The 17,682-nt window shown below is 58.4% G+C and carries 20 protein-coding genes; 10 read left to right on the top strand and 10 right to left on the bottom strand.

Annotated elements, in window-relative coordinates:
- Window position 1: 1 nt before the first annotated feature.
- Entirely contained in the window at window positions 2-1,279 is a 1,278-nt protein-coding gene (locus EYC79_RS21025; protein ID WP_130979416.1) for a DUF2778 domain-containing protein, read from the bottom strand.
- A gap of 424 nt (window positions 1,280-1,703) precedes the next feature.
- Here EYC79_RS21025 and pncA point away from each other — a divergent pair, with 424 nt between their 5' ends.
- Complete coding sequence (gene pncA, locus EYC79_RS21020) at window positions 1,704-2,330, top strand: bifunctional nicotinamidase/pyrazinamidase (protein WP_130979415.1); 627 nt, start codon at window positions 1,704-1,706, stop codon at window positions 2,328-2,330.
- Between the two features lie 112 nt (window positions 2,331-2,442).
- Here the strand turns inward: pncA and EYC79_RS23865 are convergent, their stop codons facing one another.
- On the bottom strand, window positions 2,443-2,691 hold the full coding sequence (locus EYC79_RS23865) for a DUF2164 domain-containing protein (protein WP_207773712.1): 249 nt from the start codon (window positions 2,689-2,691) through the stop codon (window positions 2,443-2,445).
- 198 nt (window positions 2,692-2,889) lie between these two features.
- Here EYC79_RS23865 and EYC79_RS21010 point away from each other — a divergent pair, with 198 nt between their 5' ends.
- Window positions 2,890-3,606, top strand: coding sequence for an AzlC family ABC transporter permease (locus EYC79_RS21010; protein WP_112521479.1), 717 nt, complete (start codon window positions 2,890-2,892; stop codon window positions 3,604-3,606).
- Entirely contained in the window at window positions 3,603-3,917 is a 315-nt protein-coding gene (locus EYC79_RS21005) for an AzlD family protein (RefSeq protein ID WP_062426543.1), read from the top strand. Before EYC79_RS21010 ends, EYC79_RS21005 begins: the two co-directional genes overlap by 4 nt.
- Window positions 3,918-3,943: 26 nt before the next feature.
- Here the strand turns inward: EYC79_RS21005 and EYC79_RS21000 are convergent, their stop codons facing one another.
- The gene (locus EYC79_RS21000; RefSeq protein WP_130979413.1) at window positions 3,944-5,773 is read right to left on the bottom strand and encodes an aminopeptidase P family protein; all 1,830 of its coding nucleotides are present in this window, start codon (window positions 5,771-5,773) and stop codon (window positions 3,944-3,946) included.
- A 323-nt stretch (window positions 5,774-6,096) separates the two neighbouring features.
- On the opposite strand from EYC79_RS21000, the gene EYC79_RS23555 reads away from it, so the two are divergent.
- On the top strand, window positions 6,097-6,270 hold the full coding sequence (locus EYC79_RS23555; protein WP_062426638.1) for a hypothetical protein: 174 nt from the start codon (window positions 6,097-6,099) through the stop codon (window positions 6,268-6,270).
- A 137-nt stretch (window positions 6,271-6,407) separates the two neighbouring features.
- Here the strand turns inward: EYC79_RS23555 and EYC79_RS20995 are convergent, their stop codons facing one another.
- The 3 genes from EYC79_RS20995 to EYC79_RS23550 form a co-directional block, all read right to left on the bottom strand.
- The gene (locus EYC79_RS20995) at window positions 6,408-7,292 is read right to left on the bottom strand and encodes a 50S ribosomal protein L11 methyltransferase (protein ID WP_130979412.1); all 885 of its coding nucleotides are present in this window, start codon (window positions 7,290-7,292) and stop codon (window positions 6,408-6,410) included.
- 188 nt (window positions 7,293-7,480) lie between these two features.
- Window positions 7,481-8,080, bottom strand: coding sequence for an SCO family protein (locus EYC79_RS20990; RefSeq protein ID WP_062426541.1), 600 nt, complete (start codon window positions 8,078-8,080; stop codon window positions 7,481-7,483).
- 151 nt (window positions 8,081-8,231) lie between these two features.
- Window positions 8,232-8,390: a hypothetical protein gene (locus EYC79_RS23550; protein WP_162686510.1), complete on the bottom strand. Its 159-nt coding sequence runs from the start codon at window positions 8,388-8,390 to the stop codon at window positions 8,232-8,234.
- Window positions 8,391-8,609: 219 nt separating this feature from the next.
- Here EYC79_RS23550 and EYC79_RS20985 point away from each other — a divergent pair, with 219 nt between their 5' ends.
- On the top strand, window positions 8,610-9,077 hold the full coding sequence (locus EYC79_RS20985; protein WP_062426540.1) for a chemotaxis protein CheW: 468 nt from the start codon (window positions 8,610-8,612) through the stop codon (window positions 9,075-9,077).
- 226 nt (window positions 9,078-9,303) lie between these two features.
- Here the strand turns inward: EYC79_RS20985 and EYC79_RS20980 are convergent, their stop codons facing one another.
- Window positions 9,304-9,792: a CreA family protein gene (locus EYC79_RS20980; protein ID WP_130979411.1), complete on the bottom strand. Its 489-nt coding sequence runs from the start codon at window positions 9,790-9,792 to the stop codon at window positions 9,304-9,306.
- A 64-nt stretch (window positions 9,793-9,856) separates the two neighbouring features.
- Window positions 9,857-10,447, bottom strand: a complete 591-nt coding sequence (locus tag EYC79_RS20975) for a 3'-5' exonuclease (RefSeq protein WP_130979410.1) — start codon at window positions 10,445-10,447, stop codon at window positions 9,857-9,859.
- Between the two features lie 147 nt (window positions 10,448-10,594).
- On the opposite strand from EYC79_RS20975, the gene EYC79_RS20970 reads away from it, so the two are divergent.
- Together EYC79_RS20970 and EYC79_RS20965 are read left to right on the top strand one after the other, a co-directional pair.
- The gene (locus EYC79_RS20970) at window positions 10,595-11,494 is read left to right on the top strand and encodes a DMT family transporter (RefSeq protein ID WP_130979666.1); all 900 of its coding nucleotides are present in this window, start codon (window positions 10,595-10,597) and stop codon (window positions 11,492-11,494) included.
- 206 nt (window positions 11,495-11,700) lie between these two features.
- Window positions 11,701-12,231 (top strand): GNAT family N-acetyltransferase, encoded by a 531-nt coding sequence (locus EYC79_RS20965; protein ID WP_130979409.1) that lies wholly within the window; start codon window positions 11,701-11,703, stop codon window positions 12,229-12,231.
- A gap of 163 nt (window positions 12,232-12,394) precedes the next feature.
- Here the strand turns inward: EYC79_RS20965 and EYC79_RS20960 are convergent, their stop codons facing one another.
- Window positions 12,395-13,144, bottom strand: coding sequence for a metalloprotease (locus tag EYC79_RS20960; protein ID WP_130979408.1), 750 nt, complete (start codon window positions 13,142-13,144; stop codon window positions 12,395-12,397).
- Between the two features lie 362 nt (window positions 13,145-13,506).
- The gene (gene ligA / locus EYC79_RS20950; RefSeq protein WP_130979407.1) at window positions 13,507-15,681 is read right to left on the bottom strand and encodes an NAD-dependent DNA ligase LigA; all 2,175 of its coding nucleotides are present in this window, start codon (window positions 15,679-15,681) and stop codon (window positions 13,507-13,509) included.
- A 128-nt stretch (window positions 15,682-15,809) separates the two neighbouring features.
- Between ligA and EYC79_RS20945 the strand changes: the two genes are divergently transcribed.
- The 3 genes from EYC79_RS20945 to EYC79_RS20935 all read left to right on the top strand — a co-directional run bounded on the left by EYC79_RS20945 (window position 15,810) and on the right by EYC79_RS20935 (window position 17,681).
- A complete protein-coding gene (locus EYC79_RS20945) occupies window positions 15,810-16,424 on the top strand; it encodes a LysE family translocator (protein WP_130979406.1) in 615 nt (204 codons plus the stop codon).
- 16 nt (window positions 16,425-16,440) lie between these two features.
- Complete coding sequence (locus EYC79_RS20940) at window positions 16,441-16,803, top strand: VOC family protein (RefSeq protein ID WP_130979665.1); 363 nt, start codon at window positions 16,441-16,443, stop codon at window positions 16,801-16,803.
- A 110-nt stretch (window positions 16,804-16,913) separates the two neighbouring features.
- Window positions 16,914-17,681 carry an EAL domain-containing protein gene (locus EYC79_RS20935; protein ID WP_130979405.1) on the top strand — a complete coding sequence of 256 codons (768 nt, stop codon included), beginning with the start codon at window positions 16,914-16,916 and terminating at the stop codon, window positions 17,679-17,681.
- The last annotated feature ends 1 nt before the right edge of the window (window position 17,682 follow it).

The following is a 17,682-nucleotide window of genomic DNA, read 5'->3' as shown; positions in this document are numbered from 1 at the left end:
CTCAGCTCTTGCCGAACAGGCTGCCGAACAATGTCTTGCCGCCGCTCTTTCCACTGCTGCTGGCTGCGACAGCGGAAGGACGTCCGTTCAGCTTCGGCACCACAATCAGGCGCTTGACCTCACCGCGCTTGAAGGCTGCCAGGAACTTTGGATATTCCTTGAAGACGACGCAGCCATTCGATTCACCGCGCTTCGCCAGCATATAGGTATGCGCCAGAAGCCCGTTACGGCCATGGGGATTGACGCCGCTTTCTGGCGTCAGACGAATGGCCTCCACGCCGTGAAAGAGTGATTCGCGCATGGTCAGGCGGTAGCTTGACGGTGGCGTCGCACCGCGCATCTTAACGTGCACGAAATCGGGATTGTCACGCATCTTGCCGATACCCGAATGGGCCTCAAGCTTCTCGCCACTTGGAAGATGCACGACACCTGCAGAAATATCGTAGATGGCGGTGCCATTACCGCGATCCGGCCACGGAACGACGGCGTCCATTTTCGTTTCGCGCATCGGATTGTCGGGCCGCGCGAAGGCAACCATCGTGGATGTCGCGGGCTGCTGCACCGGTGGTTTGGCGGGCGTCGGAACGGTCGCTTGCGCAGCGATCTCCTTCTCGACGACAGATGGGCTGGCAGGACGCGGTGTCGGCTCGACCTCGAAGGCTTTTGCGATCTCCGGGCGGAAATTCGGGAGCGGGACGGTCTCCGGCAGAAGATCGATCTCTTCATCGGCCTTCGCCTGCGGGCGACCGAGTGCGGCCTCAAACGCAGGATGCTCTTTTGCTTCCTGTGTTTCCAGCATCGCGGTCTCAGGCCCGCGACCAAGCGCTGAATCGACGATTGCCGATGGGCGAAGCGCTGCCAGCTCCTTGACGGTCGCCTGGCCTTGAGCGTCGATGGCCGCTGCCGTGCCGAAGCGCGCTGCAAAGAGCTTGGCATTGAGATGGTGCTCTGCTGCCAGGCGCGTCATTTTCTGGTGGCCTTCGGGATTGGCCGAAAGGCGCGAGAACTTATGGACGTGAATGGTGGGCTGCACGTCATCGGGCGCCTCGCTCGCGGGCCGATCCAGCTGAGCCAGCAGCATCTTGTCAAAACGTTGAGTGCCATGCGACGCCTGCGCCATACCATGAAGCGAAGCGAAAGCCGCCACAGCGCAGACACTGGCAAGGATCCCGCCGCCCAGAAGAGCGGAGAGGCCGCCTGATGACAGGCCAGCACGTTTTTTTGCATGGGCTGCACCGCGCATGGGCACGCCCTGATAGGTCACGACTGATGACGCCATGATACTCGTTACTCGAACCGTTTACGCAAAACCGGCTTATCGCCGGCGACTTGGCGTTGGCCTCGATCGTCAGATGCGAATCGCACCATCCTCGAAGCGAACAGGTTCGAAGCATGCCGAATTATGGTAACCAAAGTCTTTACGAGTCCCCTGAAAACGCTGTCCCTAAAAGCGCAAGCCATGTTCATGCAGGTAAGATCCGATGTTCGCGCCCCATTGTTTTTCGGGCGTCGAAACCGAAGAGCAAGGCTGTCCGTGCAGCACACATATGGCTGAGTCGGGGTCCCCTCTTCTGGGCAAAGCCTGTATCTTTCGACTTTGCCTAAAATGCGGCGATGACGGCGGCCCCGGTCATCCCGTCGTTTTCATTTTGACGAAAACCTTCTAAGCTCCGCCACAAGCAATCGACTTGAAGGAACGACACATGAAGGCGCTGCTGCTGATCGACATCCAGAACGGCTTCTGCCCCGGCGGAAATCTTCCCGTGGCCGATGGCGACAAGATCGTGCCGATTGCCAATGCGCTGATCGAAAATGGCGGCTACGACCTGATCGTCGCCTCGCAGGATTGGCACCCGGCCAATCATGGCAGCTTCGCATCTCAACACCCCGGTAAGCAGCCTTTCGAGATGGGCGAACTGTCGGGCAAACCGCAGGTCATGTGGCCGGATCACTGCGTTCAGGAAACGCCGGATGCGGACTTCCATCCAGATCTCAATACTCAAGCCTTCGATCACGTCCAGCAAAAGGGCGAGAACCCAGCCGTCGATAGCTACTCGGCCTTCCGCGATAACGATCAGTCGGCAACAACGGGCCTTGCCGATTACCTCAATCGCGAGGGCGTAACTGTTCTGGATATTTGCGGGCTTGCAACGGATTACTGCGTCAGTTTCTCCGCACTCGATGCGCGCGACATGCTGCCGGATGTGAAAGTGCGCTTCATCGAAGATGCCAGCCGCGGAATCGACCCGGAAGGCATCAAGGCCGCGATTGCCGCCATGCGCGCCAAGGGGATTGCGGTGGTCAACAGCAGCGATATTCTGAAAGCCTAAAGCGCGTATCGCGCAAAACTGTGCGACGGTGTTGTGATCACGACATGCGACAATAGGAAGGATGAAAGCGCGGGTGAGCGACCCTGAAAGATCGCAACGCGCTTTAGGCCCCTCAGCGGCCGTTCAATGGCTGCTCCAGCACGTCGATATCAGCCGCTGCGTCGTCCATTCGCCGTGAGATCACCGCCTGCGCGTCCCGTAGTCCCTGATTGTAGAATGCCGGACCGATCACCTCCGCCACGTGGTCCAGCAACATCTCGCATTGCAGCCCGCTGACATCGACATCCAGCTCATTCACCAGATAATCCTGGACTGCCTTGGCCAGCCCTGCTTTCTGCTGCTTGTCGATTTTCAGTTCCAAGATGCGGCCCTCCTCTCGCCGGTCGTGCAAAGCATAAAGCGACTGTGCGACAACGAGATGCGGCAGAACAAGAGGTGGAAGGGCAGGCCAAGCTTCAAATAAATCAATCAAGCTATTCCTTATTTTTGTTTGTGCGCATACGCCCGAGACTGTAGGAGACAAACATCCCATGTTCTCCGGTACAGGACCGGCTACCCCATGACACAATCACCCTTCAGGTCAGGCATCCGCCTTGGCCTCCCCGTCGCTCTTGCCGTCTTGCCCTTCGGCGCGCTGTTTGGCGCCGTCGCCATCGACAACGGCATGACCATCTATGAAGCGACGCTGATGAGCGGCATCATCTATGCCGGGGCCAGCCAGCTGGTCGGCATCGAGCTTTTCAATCAAAACCTGCCGGCATGGCTCGTGGTGCTGTCGATCTTTGCCGTCAACTTCCGGCATGTGCTTTATTCCGCAGCAATGGTCCGCATCGTTCCGGAATGGTCCTTTGCCCGCAAAGCCATCGGCTTCTTCTTCCTGGTCGATCCGCAATTTGCCGAATCCGTCCGGCAGAAGGAAATGCACGGCGAGGTGCGCTATTCGCTCTATATGGGCTACGCCTTCGTCGTCTATGCGCTGTGGATGATCTCCACCGTCGTCGGCGCCTCGCTCGGCAATCTTGTCGGCGATCCAAAAGCGCTTGGCTTTGACGTGCTGCTGCCGATCTATTTCATGGGCATGGTGCTCGGCTTTCGCAAGCGCAACAGCTTCTACCCTGTTATGCTGGCAAGCGCCGTCGGCGCGATCGCTTCCTTCCACTTCGTCGGCTCGCCCTGGCATGTCAGCATCGGCGCGATGACAGGTATCATCATCGCCGTCATCCTCCCGCCCGCGAAAAGTGACCCCGTCGAAGAGGGCGAGGTGCAGACCCCATGAGCGAGTTCTTCCACCTCCAGACACTCATCATCATCGTTGCCGGTGCTGTTGCGACCTACCTCACCCGCGTCGGCGGTTACGTGCTGATGACGCGGATGAAATCCATCCCGCCGCGCGTGGAAGCCGGATTGAATGCCGTCCCCGTCGCCGTTCTGACGACGCTCGTCGCACCCGCCTTTTTCGAAGGCGGGTATGATGTGAAGCTCGGCTTGATCGTGGCGCTGATCGTCGGTCTGCGCTTCCCCGGCCTGATCATGCTCTTCGCCGGCTGGGCGCTGGTCGTGGCGCTCCGACATTTTCAGCTCTCATGAATTGAAAATGCCGTCACGGGCTCACATCAAAGGGCTTCGGTCGCAGCCACGAGCCACTGCTTTACACTCTCATCGCTGATCAACGGCATCAGCTTCTCGCGCGTCTTGGCGTGATAGTCGTTCAGCCAGGCGCGTTCGTCTTCCGTCAGCAGCGCAACGATAATGAGTCTGCGGTCGATCGGGCACCAGGTCAGCGTCTCGAAGGAGAGCATCGGCTGATCACCGCCTTCGATTGCCTCGGCCTCTCGCACATAGATCAGGTTCTCGATGCGGATGCCGAAAGCGCCGGGACGGTAGTAGCCAGGCTCGTTGGACAGGATCATCCCCGGCAGGATTTCCTGCTGAGACACGCGGGAAATGCGCTGCGGGCCTTCATGCACTGACAGATAGGAGCCGACTCCGTGACCGGTTCCGTGGCCGTAATCGGCGCCTGCTTTCCACAGCGCAATGCGCGCCAGCGGATCGAGATCGCAACCGCGCGTTCCCTTCGGAAACTTCGCGTCGCTGATGGCGATGACGCCCTTAAGCACCAGCGTGAAGAAGCGCTTCTGCTCGTCTGGCACATTGCCGATGGCGACGGTGCGCGTGATATCGGTGGTGCCGTTCACATATTGCGCACCGGAGTCCACCAGAAACATCTCGCCATCCTGCAGGCGGCGGTCGCTATCGGTGGTCACGCGGTAATGGATAATCGCGGCGTTCGGGCCGGAGCCGGAAATCGTATCGAAGGAAACGTCCTTGAGCGGGTTCTGCATCGTTTCGCCAAGGCGCGCCCGTGCCTGCTCCAGCTTCGTTACCGCCTGGATTTCGCTGACGGTACCGGGCTGCTGGCTGTCGAGCCATGCCAGATATTCCACCATCGCCGCGCCATCCTGAATATGGGCGGCGGCGGAACCGGCCAGCTCCGCTTCGTTCTTGCAGGCACGCGGCAGCTTCACGGGGTCGATCGCCTCGACAACCGTGCCGCCATTGTCCTTGATGACACGCGTCAGCGCCACAGGCACCACGTCGGCATCCACCAGGATCGACGCGCCCTTCTCAGCAAGCCCGCGAAGGGTCGGCTCGATTTCTGTCGGCGCGTGACGCTTCACGAGGTCATTGAGATAGGCTTTGACCTCGCCGTTCAATTTCCGCTCATCCACAAACAGATCGGCTTTGCCAGCGGCATGGATAATCGCGCGAGCCAGCGGATGCGGCGTGTGCGGCACGTCGTTGCCGCGGATGTTGAAGATCCACGCAATCGACGATGGATCGGTCACGAGAACCGCATCCGCCTTGCGGCCTTTCACATCCTCGGCAATGTTGTCGATCTTCTGCCGCGCGGGCGTGCCGCTAAAGGCGTCCGGCTGAATCGCGACCGGCTCCAGAGGCTCCGCAGGGCGCCCTTCCCACAGAGGATCGAGCGGGTTGGCAGCCAGCAGCACGACGGAGCCACCCTTTTCGGCAAGAGCCTTTTCCAGCCGTAGCAGTTCCGCGCTCGTATGCAGCCAGGGGTCGATACCGAGACGGAATCCGCTCGGCGCATGGTCGCCCAGCCACTTTGCCGGCGGGGCGCCCACCAGATCGCCGCCGGTAAACACCGCCGGGTCAACCTGTGACGCAAGCTGCGTCGTATAGCGCCCGTCGACAAACACGATGGCTTGCGACCGCATCACCAGCACCACGCCGGCAGAACCGGTAAAGCCCGTCAACCATGCCATCCGCTCGGCACATTCCGGTACGTATTCACCTTGATACTCATCAGCGCGGGGAATGAGAAACCCGTCTATGCCGAGCGCATCGAAGGTCGAGCGCAACGCCTCCACGCGAGCCTTGCCGAACTGCGGAGTGGACTTGTTGTCAAAGGACTGGAACATGGCATGCTTTCTGGATTGTCCAGAGCGCCGTGCGTCTTATTGGACGCACAAAGGACGCTCTGTCTTTTGGAATCTACGCATCTTTTACAGACCATAGCGCGGCAGCCTCTCGCAGGTCCAGATCAAAGCGAGCGCCATCCCACGGCACCTCCATCCGCCCAATAGTTAGGCAGATTGCGCAAATCTGAGGGGCGATCACGCGCAGGATTGCATATAACGCATAGCACGAATGTCGAAGCGGCTATGGCGTCCGGAGCTGCACTGTCCTAAATTCCAAAGCATCGAAGGGGCAACGAAAACCCCGCAGAACAAGGATGTCCAACATGTCGAAGTCGATCTTTCGCACCGCATTTGAACGCGTCGTCGAAGCCCGTCAGCGGCAGGCAGACCGTTATGTCAGCAGCGCAATGCTGAACTTGGACGACACCACCATTGCCGCTTTCGGCACTACGCGCGAAGAACTGCGTCGCAAGGCGAAATCCACTTACGTATTCTGATCGTGAGGCGAGCTTCCTCCCGGCTCGCTGAACAAGGAATACGTTTATCCGCTTGAGCCTCTCCTCCCAAGGCTCGCGGATTCGGTCGGCAGGACCGATTGAAAAGGCGGCGCGCAAGCGTCGCCTTTTTCATGTCGTCAGAGCATGTCGCGACGAAGATGGATCGTGACCCAGCCATTGCGCCAGATAGTGCGGATGTGGCTGAGCTTCATGCCGTTATAGGCGGACAGAACCTTCCAGCGCTGGGTGCTGAGAATACCCGATAGGATGACCGTGCCGCCGGGCGCCAGATGCGCCACGAGTTGCGGCGCCATCTTGATCAGTGGACGCGCCAAAATATTGGCGATGATCAGATCGAATGGCCCATGACGGCGAAAGGAATCCGAGTGGAAACCGGGCGCTGTCTCGAAGGCAATGCCGGAGGCGATGCCGTTCAGCTTCGCATTCTCCTTGGCGACACGCGTCGCGATCGGATCGATATCGGTGGCCAGTACCGGCACCTTGCGCATCTTTGCCGTCGCAATTGCCAAAACACCGCTGCCCGTGCCGAGATCCAGCGCGTTGCGGATCGTGCGCGAACGCAGAACGTCCTCGATCATCTCCAGGCAGCCTGACGTGGTGCCGTGATGCCCGGTGCCGAAAGCCTGACCGGCCTCGATTTCGATGGCCAGATCGTTTGGACGAACCTTGTCGCGGTCATGCGAACCATGCACCAGGAAGCGCCCTGCCCGCACCGGCTTCAGTCCTTCCAGCGACTTGGCGATCCAGTCGACATCGGGAATGACTTCGCGCTCGATCGCAAGATGCGGAAAGGAAGCCTGCAACAGCGTCTGAAAGCGCTCGGTGATCTCGTCTTCCTGCTCCAGAAGCAAGTAGATCGATGCTTCCCAGATATCGCGCTTCTCATCGACCTCGGTGGTCGCGATCGCGATATCTTCCTCGCCGAAGACTTCCGACATCACATCAAGCACGTCGCCTGCCTGAACTTCGGTTGTGGTGACATAGAGACGGATTTCACTCACGACGGACGCTTTCCCTAAGGCATGTTGCGCAATACCGATAAGCGATCTTGCGTTGATGACATGCAACGAAACGAGGGCTTCAAGCGTGAGGATCAATCGCCACACGCTTCAGCTGGTTGAAGCGTCAGCCTTTGCCACAAAACACGCGGCAATCCAATGGAGCGGAAGGCGTTTCTTACGCCGACCTGTCAGGACTTGACGAGATTTTGCAGCTTCTGAACGGCCACATCAGGATTTTCGCCATAGGCAATCGTGCCGCCGAAGGAACCGTCCGGGCGAAGCAGGATCACCGAGGCCGTATGGTCCATGGTGTAATCGCCATTCGGGTCCTTCTCGTCGACCGGCACCTTCTTGGCATAGATGCGATAACCCTTCAGCGTTTCAGCGATCTTGTCCGGTGCACCGGTAATGCCGGTAATCCGCTTGGAGACGTTGGAGATATACTGGTTCATCACCTCGGGCGTGTCGCGTTCGGGATCGACCGAAACGAAATAGGCCTGCAGCTTGTCGCCCGCCGGGTCGACCTTCTCCATCCAGCCATTCAGCTCAAACAGCGTGGTGGGGCAGACTTCAGGGCAATGGGTGAAGCCGAAGAACAGCGCTGTCGGCTTGCCCTGAAACGCCTTCTCGGTAATCGGCTGACCATTCTGCGCAACGAGCTGGAAGGGCGTGCCATAGGCCTCCTCCACCATCTGCTCACGGCTGTTGGTCAATTCCATCGTCAACCAGCCCATGACGCCCAAGAGAACGACGACGGCACCCCAGAGCGCGAGACGGATCGATTTCATGCTGTTCCTCACCATGCGATAATTGGCGGCAGGCGCCCTATGCGAGTGATAGCCAAGCCATTGAGGTTGCGCAAATCAAGAACGGCTGGAAAGCACAACCGCGCTCTTTTGTCTCAATACCGCGCTATGCCGCAGCCTCGAGAGCCGCCTGTCAGAAGCACCAGGCGATGCCATTCTGCACAGACGCAATAAAGATATCGGTGCCGTGTCGAAGCCAGCCGTCAAAGGTAGCGATCACGCCGAAAAGGACAGCGCCCGTGGCAAGAGCTGCAAGCAGAAGCTTGCCGGAGTGGGACAATAATGCGCTCATCGTCCTCTTATACTCCACGGCGACCCCAAGGAGAAGCACGGAACGGCCTGGATTGTAAGCTTTCACATCCGTTAGTGAAAGTTTAAACGATTCTTGCCATCATGGTCGCCAGCGGTCCGCGCAAGCGCACGACATGATGTCACCGGATTTCACCTGGACGCCGCATTCATCCTTCCCAGCACACGGCCCGCCAGAGAGCCGCCAGGACAAGCAACGACCATGTCGAACGCCATCAAACAATCCGGCGCATACCTCGAAATCGTTTCCTTCCATCTCGGCGATCAGGAATTCTGCATCGACATCATGGCGATCCGCGAAATCCGCGGTTGGGCGCCGGTGACGCCAATGCCCCATACTCCGCCCTACGTTCTCGGCCTCATCAACCTTCGCGGTGCGGTGATCCCGGTTATTGACATGGCCTGCCGTCTCGGCATGAAGATGACCGAACCCTCCGAGCGTTCCGCGATCATCGTTACAGACATCGGCGGCAAGCTGGTCGGCCTTTTGGTCGAACAGGTCTCCGACATGATGACCATCCGCTCCGAAGACCTCCAGCCCGCCCCGGAAATCATCCCGGAAGAGCAGCGCAATTTCTGCCGCGGCATCGTGGCGCTGGAAAAGAGCATGGTCTGCTTCCTCAACCTCGACACGGTCATTGCCGACGAATTGTCGCGCGAAGCCGCATAACGTCAGGCATCTTGGATTTCAGATAACGGCGGGCCTTTGGTCCGCCGTTTTTCGTTGCGCGACTTCCTGTATACCCACCCGTACCTACAGTCTGTTCAAGAATTGTGGTGGGTCTGCCGAAACGGGTGATTTCGAGAACCGGAGCGCAGCGTACTTCGGTACGTGAGCACCGGAAGCGCAGAAATTACCATTTGCAGGCGACCAAACGCGATTATTGGATAGACTGTTATGGCTTGCCGTTTTTCCACGTCACGGTCTGGCCATAGAGCGGCACGGTCGAGATCGCCATCTTCGCCGAGCCATCCGTCAGCTCGCGCGTATGGACCAAGTAGACCAGCGTGTCGTTGGTCTTATCGTAAATCCGGTTGACCACCATTTTCTTCCAGACCAGCGACATGCCCTGGCGGAAGACCTCTTCGCCGCCCTTTGAGAGATCGATATCGCCCACTTCAACCGGCCCGGTCTGGCTGCAGGAGATGGCGTTGTTTGATGGGTCTTCGAACCAGTTGCCGTTCTTGAGGCGATCGATCACGCCGCGCTCGAAATAGGTGATGTGGCAGGTGACGCCCTTCACTTTGGGATCGGCGATGGCTTCCACGACGATATCATTGCCGGTCCAGTCGACACCGACCTTGCCCACCACCTGCGCCAATGCGCCAAATGGGAAAAGCGCCAGTCCCGCAACCAGTGCCACTCGAAGTTTCTGTGATGTCATCGCCTTTACCTCCGTGTCTGAGACAACAGATAGGATGGCGCGTCAGCGTAACAAGATCGGCGTGTTAGCGTTTTCTCATCGTGCAGGGCTCATAACCCATCGCGTGCAGGCGGCCGGCCACCATGCCGATCTTCGCCGGTATGTCGCGCACATGCTGCAAGGCCAGCGACTTCGCAGCGGCAATGGCCGCGGAGGCGCAGACCACGGCATCTTCCGCGGCATTGTGGTGGACAAAACGAAGCTGAAGATGATGGGCGATGATGTTGAGCTTATGCGACGGCAGCGACGGCCAGACGCGCTGTGCCATCTTCACGCTGCAGAAGTAAGAGAGCGACGGATAGCTCTGGCGGTACTTGTCGAAGCTCGCGCGCATGACGCTGAAATCGAAGGCCGCGTTATGGGCAATCATCGTCGCTTCACGAAACTCGTCGACAAACTCTTCCATGACTTCGGGAAATTCAGGCGCATCTTCCACATCGGCCGGGCGAATGCCATGCACCGCAATGTTGAAGTGGGAAAATCGCATGTCCTTCGGTCGAATCAGCCGCTCTTCCACCCGCGTGATCACGCCATCCTCGATCCATGCCAGCCCGACAGAACAGGCGCTGCCACGCTCTTCATTGGCGGTTTCAAAATCGATGGCGATTGTTTTCAAGAGGCGATTCCCGGTGCGTTGCAAACGGCATAGAACAAAATGGCTTGGAAATGAACCACCACACAAGAAACGGGTGGGAACGACACCCTCCACAGCTTAGAAATCAATGACGTGATGGGGATGATCGAGATGAGCGTACACAGCCGAATGAATGCAACGGAATGGGCAATGCTGGTCGCGCTGTCCATCCTCTGGGGCGGCTCCTTCTTCTTTGTCGGCATCGCGGTCAAGGAATTGCCACCGATCACCATCGTCACGCTGCGGGTCACCATCGCCGCACTCGCGCTTCTCACTGTCTGCCGTGTCCTCGGCTACAGCCTGCCACGAAAGCCGGAGGTTCTCCGCGCCTTCCTGATCATGGGCCTCCTCAACAACATTATCCCCTTCTCCTTGATCGTCTGGGGGCAGACCCATATTGCCAGCGGTGTGGCCTCTATCCTCAACGCCACGACGCCGCTCTTCACCGTGCTTGTCGCCCATATGATGACAACGGATGAGAAGCTCAGCGCCAACAAGCTTGCTGGCGTCATCATCGGTTTTGTCGGCGTCGCGACCATGATCGGCCCTGCGGCACTCACAGGTGAGCGCTCGAGCCTCTGGGGTCAGCTTGCCATCCTCGGTGCTGCCATCTCCTACGCCTTCGCGGGCATTTTCGGACGGCGTTTCAAGGCGATGGGCGTGCCGCCCCTGGTGACGGCCACAGGCCAGATTTCCGCTTCAAGCCTCGTTCTCATTCCGGTTGCACTCCTTGTCGACAGGCCCTGGACGCTTGCCATGCCGAGCGGCGAAACATGGGCCGCCCTCTTCGGCATAGCGCTCCTGTCCACCGCACTCGCCTATCTCATCTTCTTCCGCATTCTCTCTTCGGCGGGCGCGACGAACCTTGCGCTCGTTACCTTTCTCATTCCGGTCAGCGCCATCGTCCTCGGCTCGCTGGTCCTCGGAGAACAGCTTGCCCTGAAACACTTTATCGGCATGGCAATGATCGCCGCCGGTCTCGTCGCCATCGACGGGCGGCTGTTGCAGCGCAAGTCCTTCAAGACTTGACAGCACCGACCGGCCACCGCATCCTGCGGCCATGATCGCAAACACCAACACAATGATGCTTACCGTGGGTACCACCGGCACGCCGGTGGACGGTGGAGCCTTGTGTGGAGCCTTTTCGCGATAGGTCTCGCGATCATTCCACCGAAGCCCTGCCGAAGCAGCAGGGCAACAGAATGCACCTGCTCTTCCGATTGAAAGGAAACAGCATGTCGCAATCCCAGGAACCACCCTCACCCGCCGATTTTTCCCTCGATGACGTCATCATCCGTGGTTTCCGTCCGGATGATGCGGAAGCCCTGACAGAAGTCCTGAACATGCCGGGCGTCCGCTACGGTACCCTTCGCCAGCCGTTTCAGAGCGTTGCTCATACTCGCCGATATATGGAATCCCTTACACCAGCCGATATCATGATCGTTGCTGAATGGCGCGGTCGACTGATCGGCAATGCTGGCCTCCACGCGGAGCGGGGTCGCAGGCGCCATTCCGCTTCGTTAGGGCTCGGCATCCACGATGATTTTACCGGCAAGGGCCTCGGAACGCTCTTCATCAAAACACTGTTGGATGCAGCCGATAACTGGCATGACTTGAAACGGATCGAACTCAACGTCTTCACCGACAACGCGCCCGCCATCCGGCTTTACGAGAAGTTCGGTTTCGAGAAGGAAGGTACGATGCGGCAATACGCTCTTCGAAATGGCGTCTATGCCGACTGCTATCTGATGGCGAGGGTGAGGTAGCCCTGCTTCGACTGCACTTATAAATACGTTTCGCGAATTGAAAATTTGCGCTCGACGTAAGGCCGCGTACGTGGGATCAACCCTTTAACAAAAGCGAAGCGAAGAATTTTTGTCAGCACAACGATTTCTCTGCTTACCTTGAATTTCGCCTGCTGAGTTTGGGCTACGTCACTCGTCGCGGCCATTTTTGCCGACCAGCTTGCATCGCATTGTAGTTCACCTGGAAATTTGGCGGAGACCATATCACCACGCCGCCCATGATCGATACCACGAAGATCAACTTGGATATAACCGCGAGGATCGTTCCGGCAAGGCCCGTCCAAAACAAAGCACGGTGTATACCGTACCGGGTTTCCAGGACGTTATGAAGGATATGACCTCCGTCAAGGGGATAAGCTGGAAGCAAATTGATCACGGTTAGAACCAGATTGAAATTGGAAAGCCAAAAGATTGCGGCAAAAATGAAAGGTCGCGATGTCGGCGGAGGCCGATGCCATAGTTGATCCGTCCCAACAGAAACGGGATCGGGAAGGAATACGTAATACAATACAAGCCCAATTATGCCCGCGCAGAGATTGGCCAACGGCCCGGCGAAAGTAACGAGGTAGTCATCTCTTCTGCTGTATCGGTTCGTCTCCCAAAGCGTTTCTCCTCCTCTCACATGAAGACGGATTAGCACGACACGGTGGCCAAGTTTTATGGCTGCCCATGCATGTGCAGCCTCATGAATGAAAATCGACAACACGATTCCGATGGCAACAACGCTGGCAGTGGCAAACCCGCGAGATGAGAACTTGTACCAGATAGGGAACGTCAGGGCTGTAACCAGGATAATTATGCTGCCGTGTATCCACACAGGCGGGGCGTTTCCGAGCGATAGCTCTACACCGTCATCATAGTGGCTGAATTTCACGTGGGCTCCCGGCGCAGTTTCACATCTACGGTCGTTCTTATGTGGACCATACCATCAAAGAGGTCGAGGCATTATTGCGCAAAGCGTGTCTTAAAGCCATCACCGTCGCGGATGGTCCTCCGGGGACCATACGCTCAGCCTATCATCTCGCCTGTGCTGTGCGGCAAGCACAATAATGGTCTCCCACAGCACGCAGCTTCGTCCCCATTACTGTCTTCCAACCGCTGTGGCGCATGGGCCTAACCTGCAAATCGGCCCATCGCGGAAACTGCTCGGCAATCAGCCGCGCTACCGTCTCCAGCCGATCGCTCATGAGGCCCTCTCTATGACTGTCTCAAACCGACAGAACGATTTTGACATCGTCACCCGCCGATCAAAGCCAGCCACTCATCCTCATCCATGGTCTGCACTCCAAGCTCGCGCGCCTTGTCGAGCTTCGATCCGGCACCGGGACCTGCCACGACGATATCGGTTTTCTTCGACACCGAGCCTGCGACCTTGGCACCAAGGCTTTCCGCCCTCGCCTTTGCCTCGTCACGGGTGAATTTTTCCAGCGAGCCGGTGAAGACCACCGTCTTTCCAGCAACAGGACTTCCTTCCGTCGATGGCTTATCCGCCTCCTTCGGGCGAAGCTCCTTCATCAACCGGTCGATGACATCGAGATTGCGGGGTTCCTTGTAGAACTCCACAATGGCGCGCGCCACCACTTCACCGATGCCATCGATGCTGTTGAGTTCGTTCCAGGCGTCGCCGGACGAATCAGCGGCAGCCTTCATCGACTCCTCGAAATGCGCATAGGTGCCATAGCTGCGGGCCAGAAGCTTCGCGGTCGTCTCTCCCACATGGCGAATGCCGAGCGCAAAGATCAGCCGGTGCAGATCGATCTCGCGCCTGGCATCGATGGCATCGAACAGCTTCTTGACGCTAACCTTGCCGAAGCCATCGATATTCTCAAGCCTGGTGAGGTGGCTCTTCTCCTGCCGTTCTTTCAGCGTGAAGATATCGGGAGCGGTCTTGATCGACAGCGCGGGATCTTCGCTCTCGAAGAAGAACTCGATCTGCTTGGTGCCAAGCCCCTCAATGTCGAAGGCATTGCGCGAGACGAAGTGCTTCAGGTGCTCCACCGCCTGCGCCCGGCAGACAAAGCCGCCGGTGCAGCGTGTTACCGAGTCGAGCTTGCCGGTCTTTTCATTGCGCTCGCGCACCGCATGGCTGCCGCAGACAGGGCACTTTTTCGGAAACTCATAGGGCTTCAGAGTGTCGGGTCGCCGTTCCAGAACGACATCCAGAACCTGTGGAATAACATCGCCAGCGCGCTGGACGATGACGGTGTCGCCGATCCGAATATCGTGATCCTCCGGTCGGATACGCTCACCGTGATTGCCGATCCCCTCGATGTAATCGGCATTGTGCAGCGTCGCATTCGTCACCACCACACCGCCGACGGTAATCGGCGTCAGCCGCGCAACGGGCGTCAGCGCGCCTGTGCGACCCACCTGAATGTCGATCGCCTCGACGGTGGTGAAAGCCTGCTCGGCAGGAAATTTATGCGCCGTTGCCCAGCGGGGGCTACGCGAGCGAAAGCCGAGACGTTCCTGCAGATCAAGCTCATCGACCTTGTAGACGACGCCGTCAATATCATAATCGAGGTCCGGCCTGGCAATGCCGATTTCATGATAGTGTTCAAGCAGTTGCGCGGCGGAAGTGAATCTCTTCATCAACGGGTTTACCGGAAAACCCCAGTCGCGGAATTTTTCGACAATACCATGCTGCGTGTCGGCAATGCGCGTCGGCTGACCGCCACTGGAGACCTCACCCAGCGCATAGGCGAAGAACTTCAGCTTGCGCCGTGCAGTGACATTCGGATCGAGCTGGCGCAACGATCCGGACGCCGTGTTGCGCGGATTGACGTAGGTCTGCTTGCCCTCCGCCTCCATCTGCGCATTCAGCGCCAGAAAGTCGCTCTTAGCCATATAGACTTCGCCACGCACTTCCACCACATCCGGAACGCTGGCGGGAAGCTCGTTTGGGATTTCCTTGATGGTACGGATATTCGCGGTGACATTCTCACCCGTCGTGCCATCGCCGCGCGTCGCTGCCGTCGTCAGTTTGCCCCGTTCATAGCGGATGGACATGGAAAGCCCATCGATTTTCGGCTCGGCGGTGAAGGCAATCGACTCATCCGGCAGCCGCCCGAGGAAGCGGTAGACCGAGGCGACGAAGTCGGCGACATCCTCATCCGAGAAGGTGTTGTCGAGTGAGAGCATCGGGCGCGCATGAACGATGGGCGCAAAAGTCGGCAGCGGCGCAAAGCCCACATTTTTCGATGGGCTGTCGGCGCGCACCAGTGCCGGAAAAGCCGCCTCGATCGCATCGTTGCGCCGTTTCAGCGCGTCATACTCTGCGTCCGAAACCTCCGGCTGATCCTTGCCGTGATAGAGCGCATCGTGCCGCGCAATTTCAGCCGCGAGAAAGGCAAGCTCGGAAGACGCTTCAAGCTCGGTCAGGTTTTCGACGGGTTTCTGGTCGTTCGACATGGCGGCCTCATTCGGGAATCTGCCTGAGCTTTTATCCAATTATTGGAGCTGGCGAAACGGCCCCTTTTCATCAGGACGGAATCGATTACTCTGAACATCCGGATAATCCCTCTGTTCCGGAGCCGCCCATGGACATGACGACCCTGATCGCCTTTGCCGCTGCATTCTTCGTCTTCGCAGCCAGTCCCGGCCCCGACAATATGACCATCGTCGCGCGAACCATCACCCATGGCGCGCCATCCGGCATTGCCTATGGGCTTGGTACAGTTGCCGGTATTCTGATCTTCCTTACGCTGGCCGCCTTTGGCCTGTCGCTGATTGCGCAGGAGATGGGCGTTGCCATGACGGTTCTACGCTATGGCGGTGCGGCCTATCTGATCTGGATGGGGGTGAAGATGTGGACGGCGCCGGCTGTCGTGCCGCAGCTTCAGCCCGTGAGCGAGAGACGTGGCCTTTTCTCCATCTTTGTCACCGGCTTCGTTCTCAATCTCGGCAATCCGAAAATGCCGCTCTTCTATGTCGCGCTCCTGCCTAACGTCGTCGGTACATCGCTGACCGTGGATCATCTGGCAGCACTCGCCGCCGTCATTCTCTGCGTCGAGGTGGTGGTGATCGGCGGGCACGTGCTGCTTGCGGTGAGAGCACGAAAGCTGCTGCGCTCGGAACGCATCGTTCGCCGCGTCAACCGCGTGGCGGGCGGAGTGATGATCGGCTCCGGTGTGGCCGTTGCAGCCAGCCGCTGAAACGGGCGAAGCGATCATGGTCGTCAAAAGGATCATCGCCAATATCGCCGCTCCGGATGTCAAAGCCGCCCAAGCCTTTTATGGCGACATCCTCGGCCTCGACCTTGCCATGGACCATGGCTGGATCGTCACCTTTGCAGCGCCCATAATCGAGGCGCGACCACAAGTGAGCATCGCGACGCAAGGCGGATCAGGAACCCCCGTCCCGGATTTGTCGATTGAGGTTGACGATCTTGAGGAGGTGCTTCGGCGTGTGAAAGCGGCAGGCCTGAAGCTCGAATATGGCCCTGCCCACGAGCCATGGGGCGTGAAGCGCTTCTACCTCCGTGATCCCTTCGGCCGGCTGATCAATATCCTGTCTCACGAAGAAGAGGGGTGAGCGCGCCCTCGAACCGTACGTTTTTGTACGCAGATATAGCATCTTCTTCACACGAATACTTAAGACTACCCGGCTAGATTGTCCGCAAAAATCATGGAGAAAAGGCGGACATGTCGATAAAATGTGAAGGTTGCCGCGACGGCAAAGACCTCGACTTCCCATTCTCGATGGCATTTCAGCCTATCTTTGACGTCAACACCGGCGCGGTGTTTGCCAATGAAGCACTGGTGCGTGGCCCAAATGGCGAGGGTGCGGGAACGGTTCTGTCAAAGGTCGACGAGAGCAACCGATATACGTTCGATCAGCAATGCCGCGTCAAGGCGATCGAGCTTGCCGCGCGGCTATTCGATCCGACGGACACCACCAAGCTTTCGATCAACTTCATGCCGAACGCCGTCTATGAGCCGCGCGCCTGCATCCGCCTGACACTGGCAACCGCCATGAAGACCGGCTTCCCGCTGAACCGCATCATTTTCGAGTTCACCGAGACCGAAAAGCTGGACTCGGTGCATGTGCTGAACATCCTGCGCACCTACCGGGACATCGGTTTCATGACAGCGATCGACGATTTTGGTGCAGGCTATTCCGGCCTCAACCTTCTCACCCATTTCCAGCCCGATATCGTCAAGCTCGACATGGACTTGATCCGCGGCATCGACCGCGATCCGGTCAGACGCGTGATCCTGCGCAACACGTTGAACATGCTGGCCGATCTGAACATCACACCACTTTGCGAGGGCATCGAAACAGCTGACCAACTTGCCGCACTCCGCGACCTTGGCGTCAACCTGATGCAGGGATATCTCCTGGCAAAGCCCGCCTTCGAATCCGTAACCGTGCCCAGCACGATCGCGGATGTGCTGGCACCTGCCGCATAAT

Origin of the sequence: Agrobacterium cavarae, from assembly GCF_004310285.1 — a bacterium.
Classification (GTDB): Bacteria; Pseudomonadota; Alphaproteobacteria; order Rhizobiales; family Rhizobiaceae; genus Agrobacterium; species Agrobacterium cavarae.
Note: the sequence above shows the minus strand (reverse complement) of the source record. Positions and strands in the feature narration are given on the sequence as shown.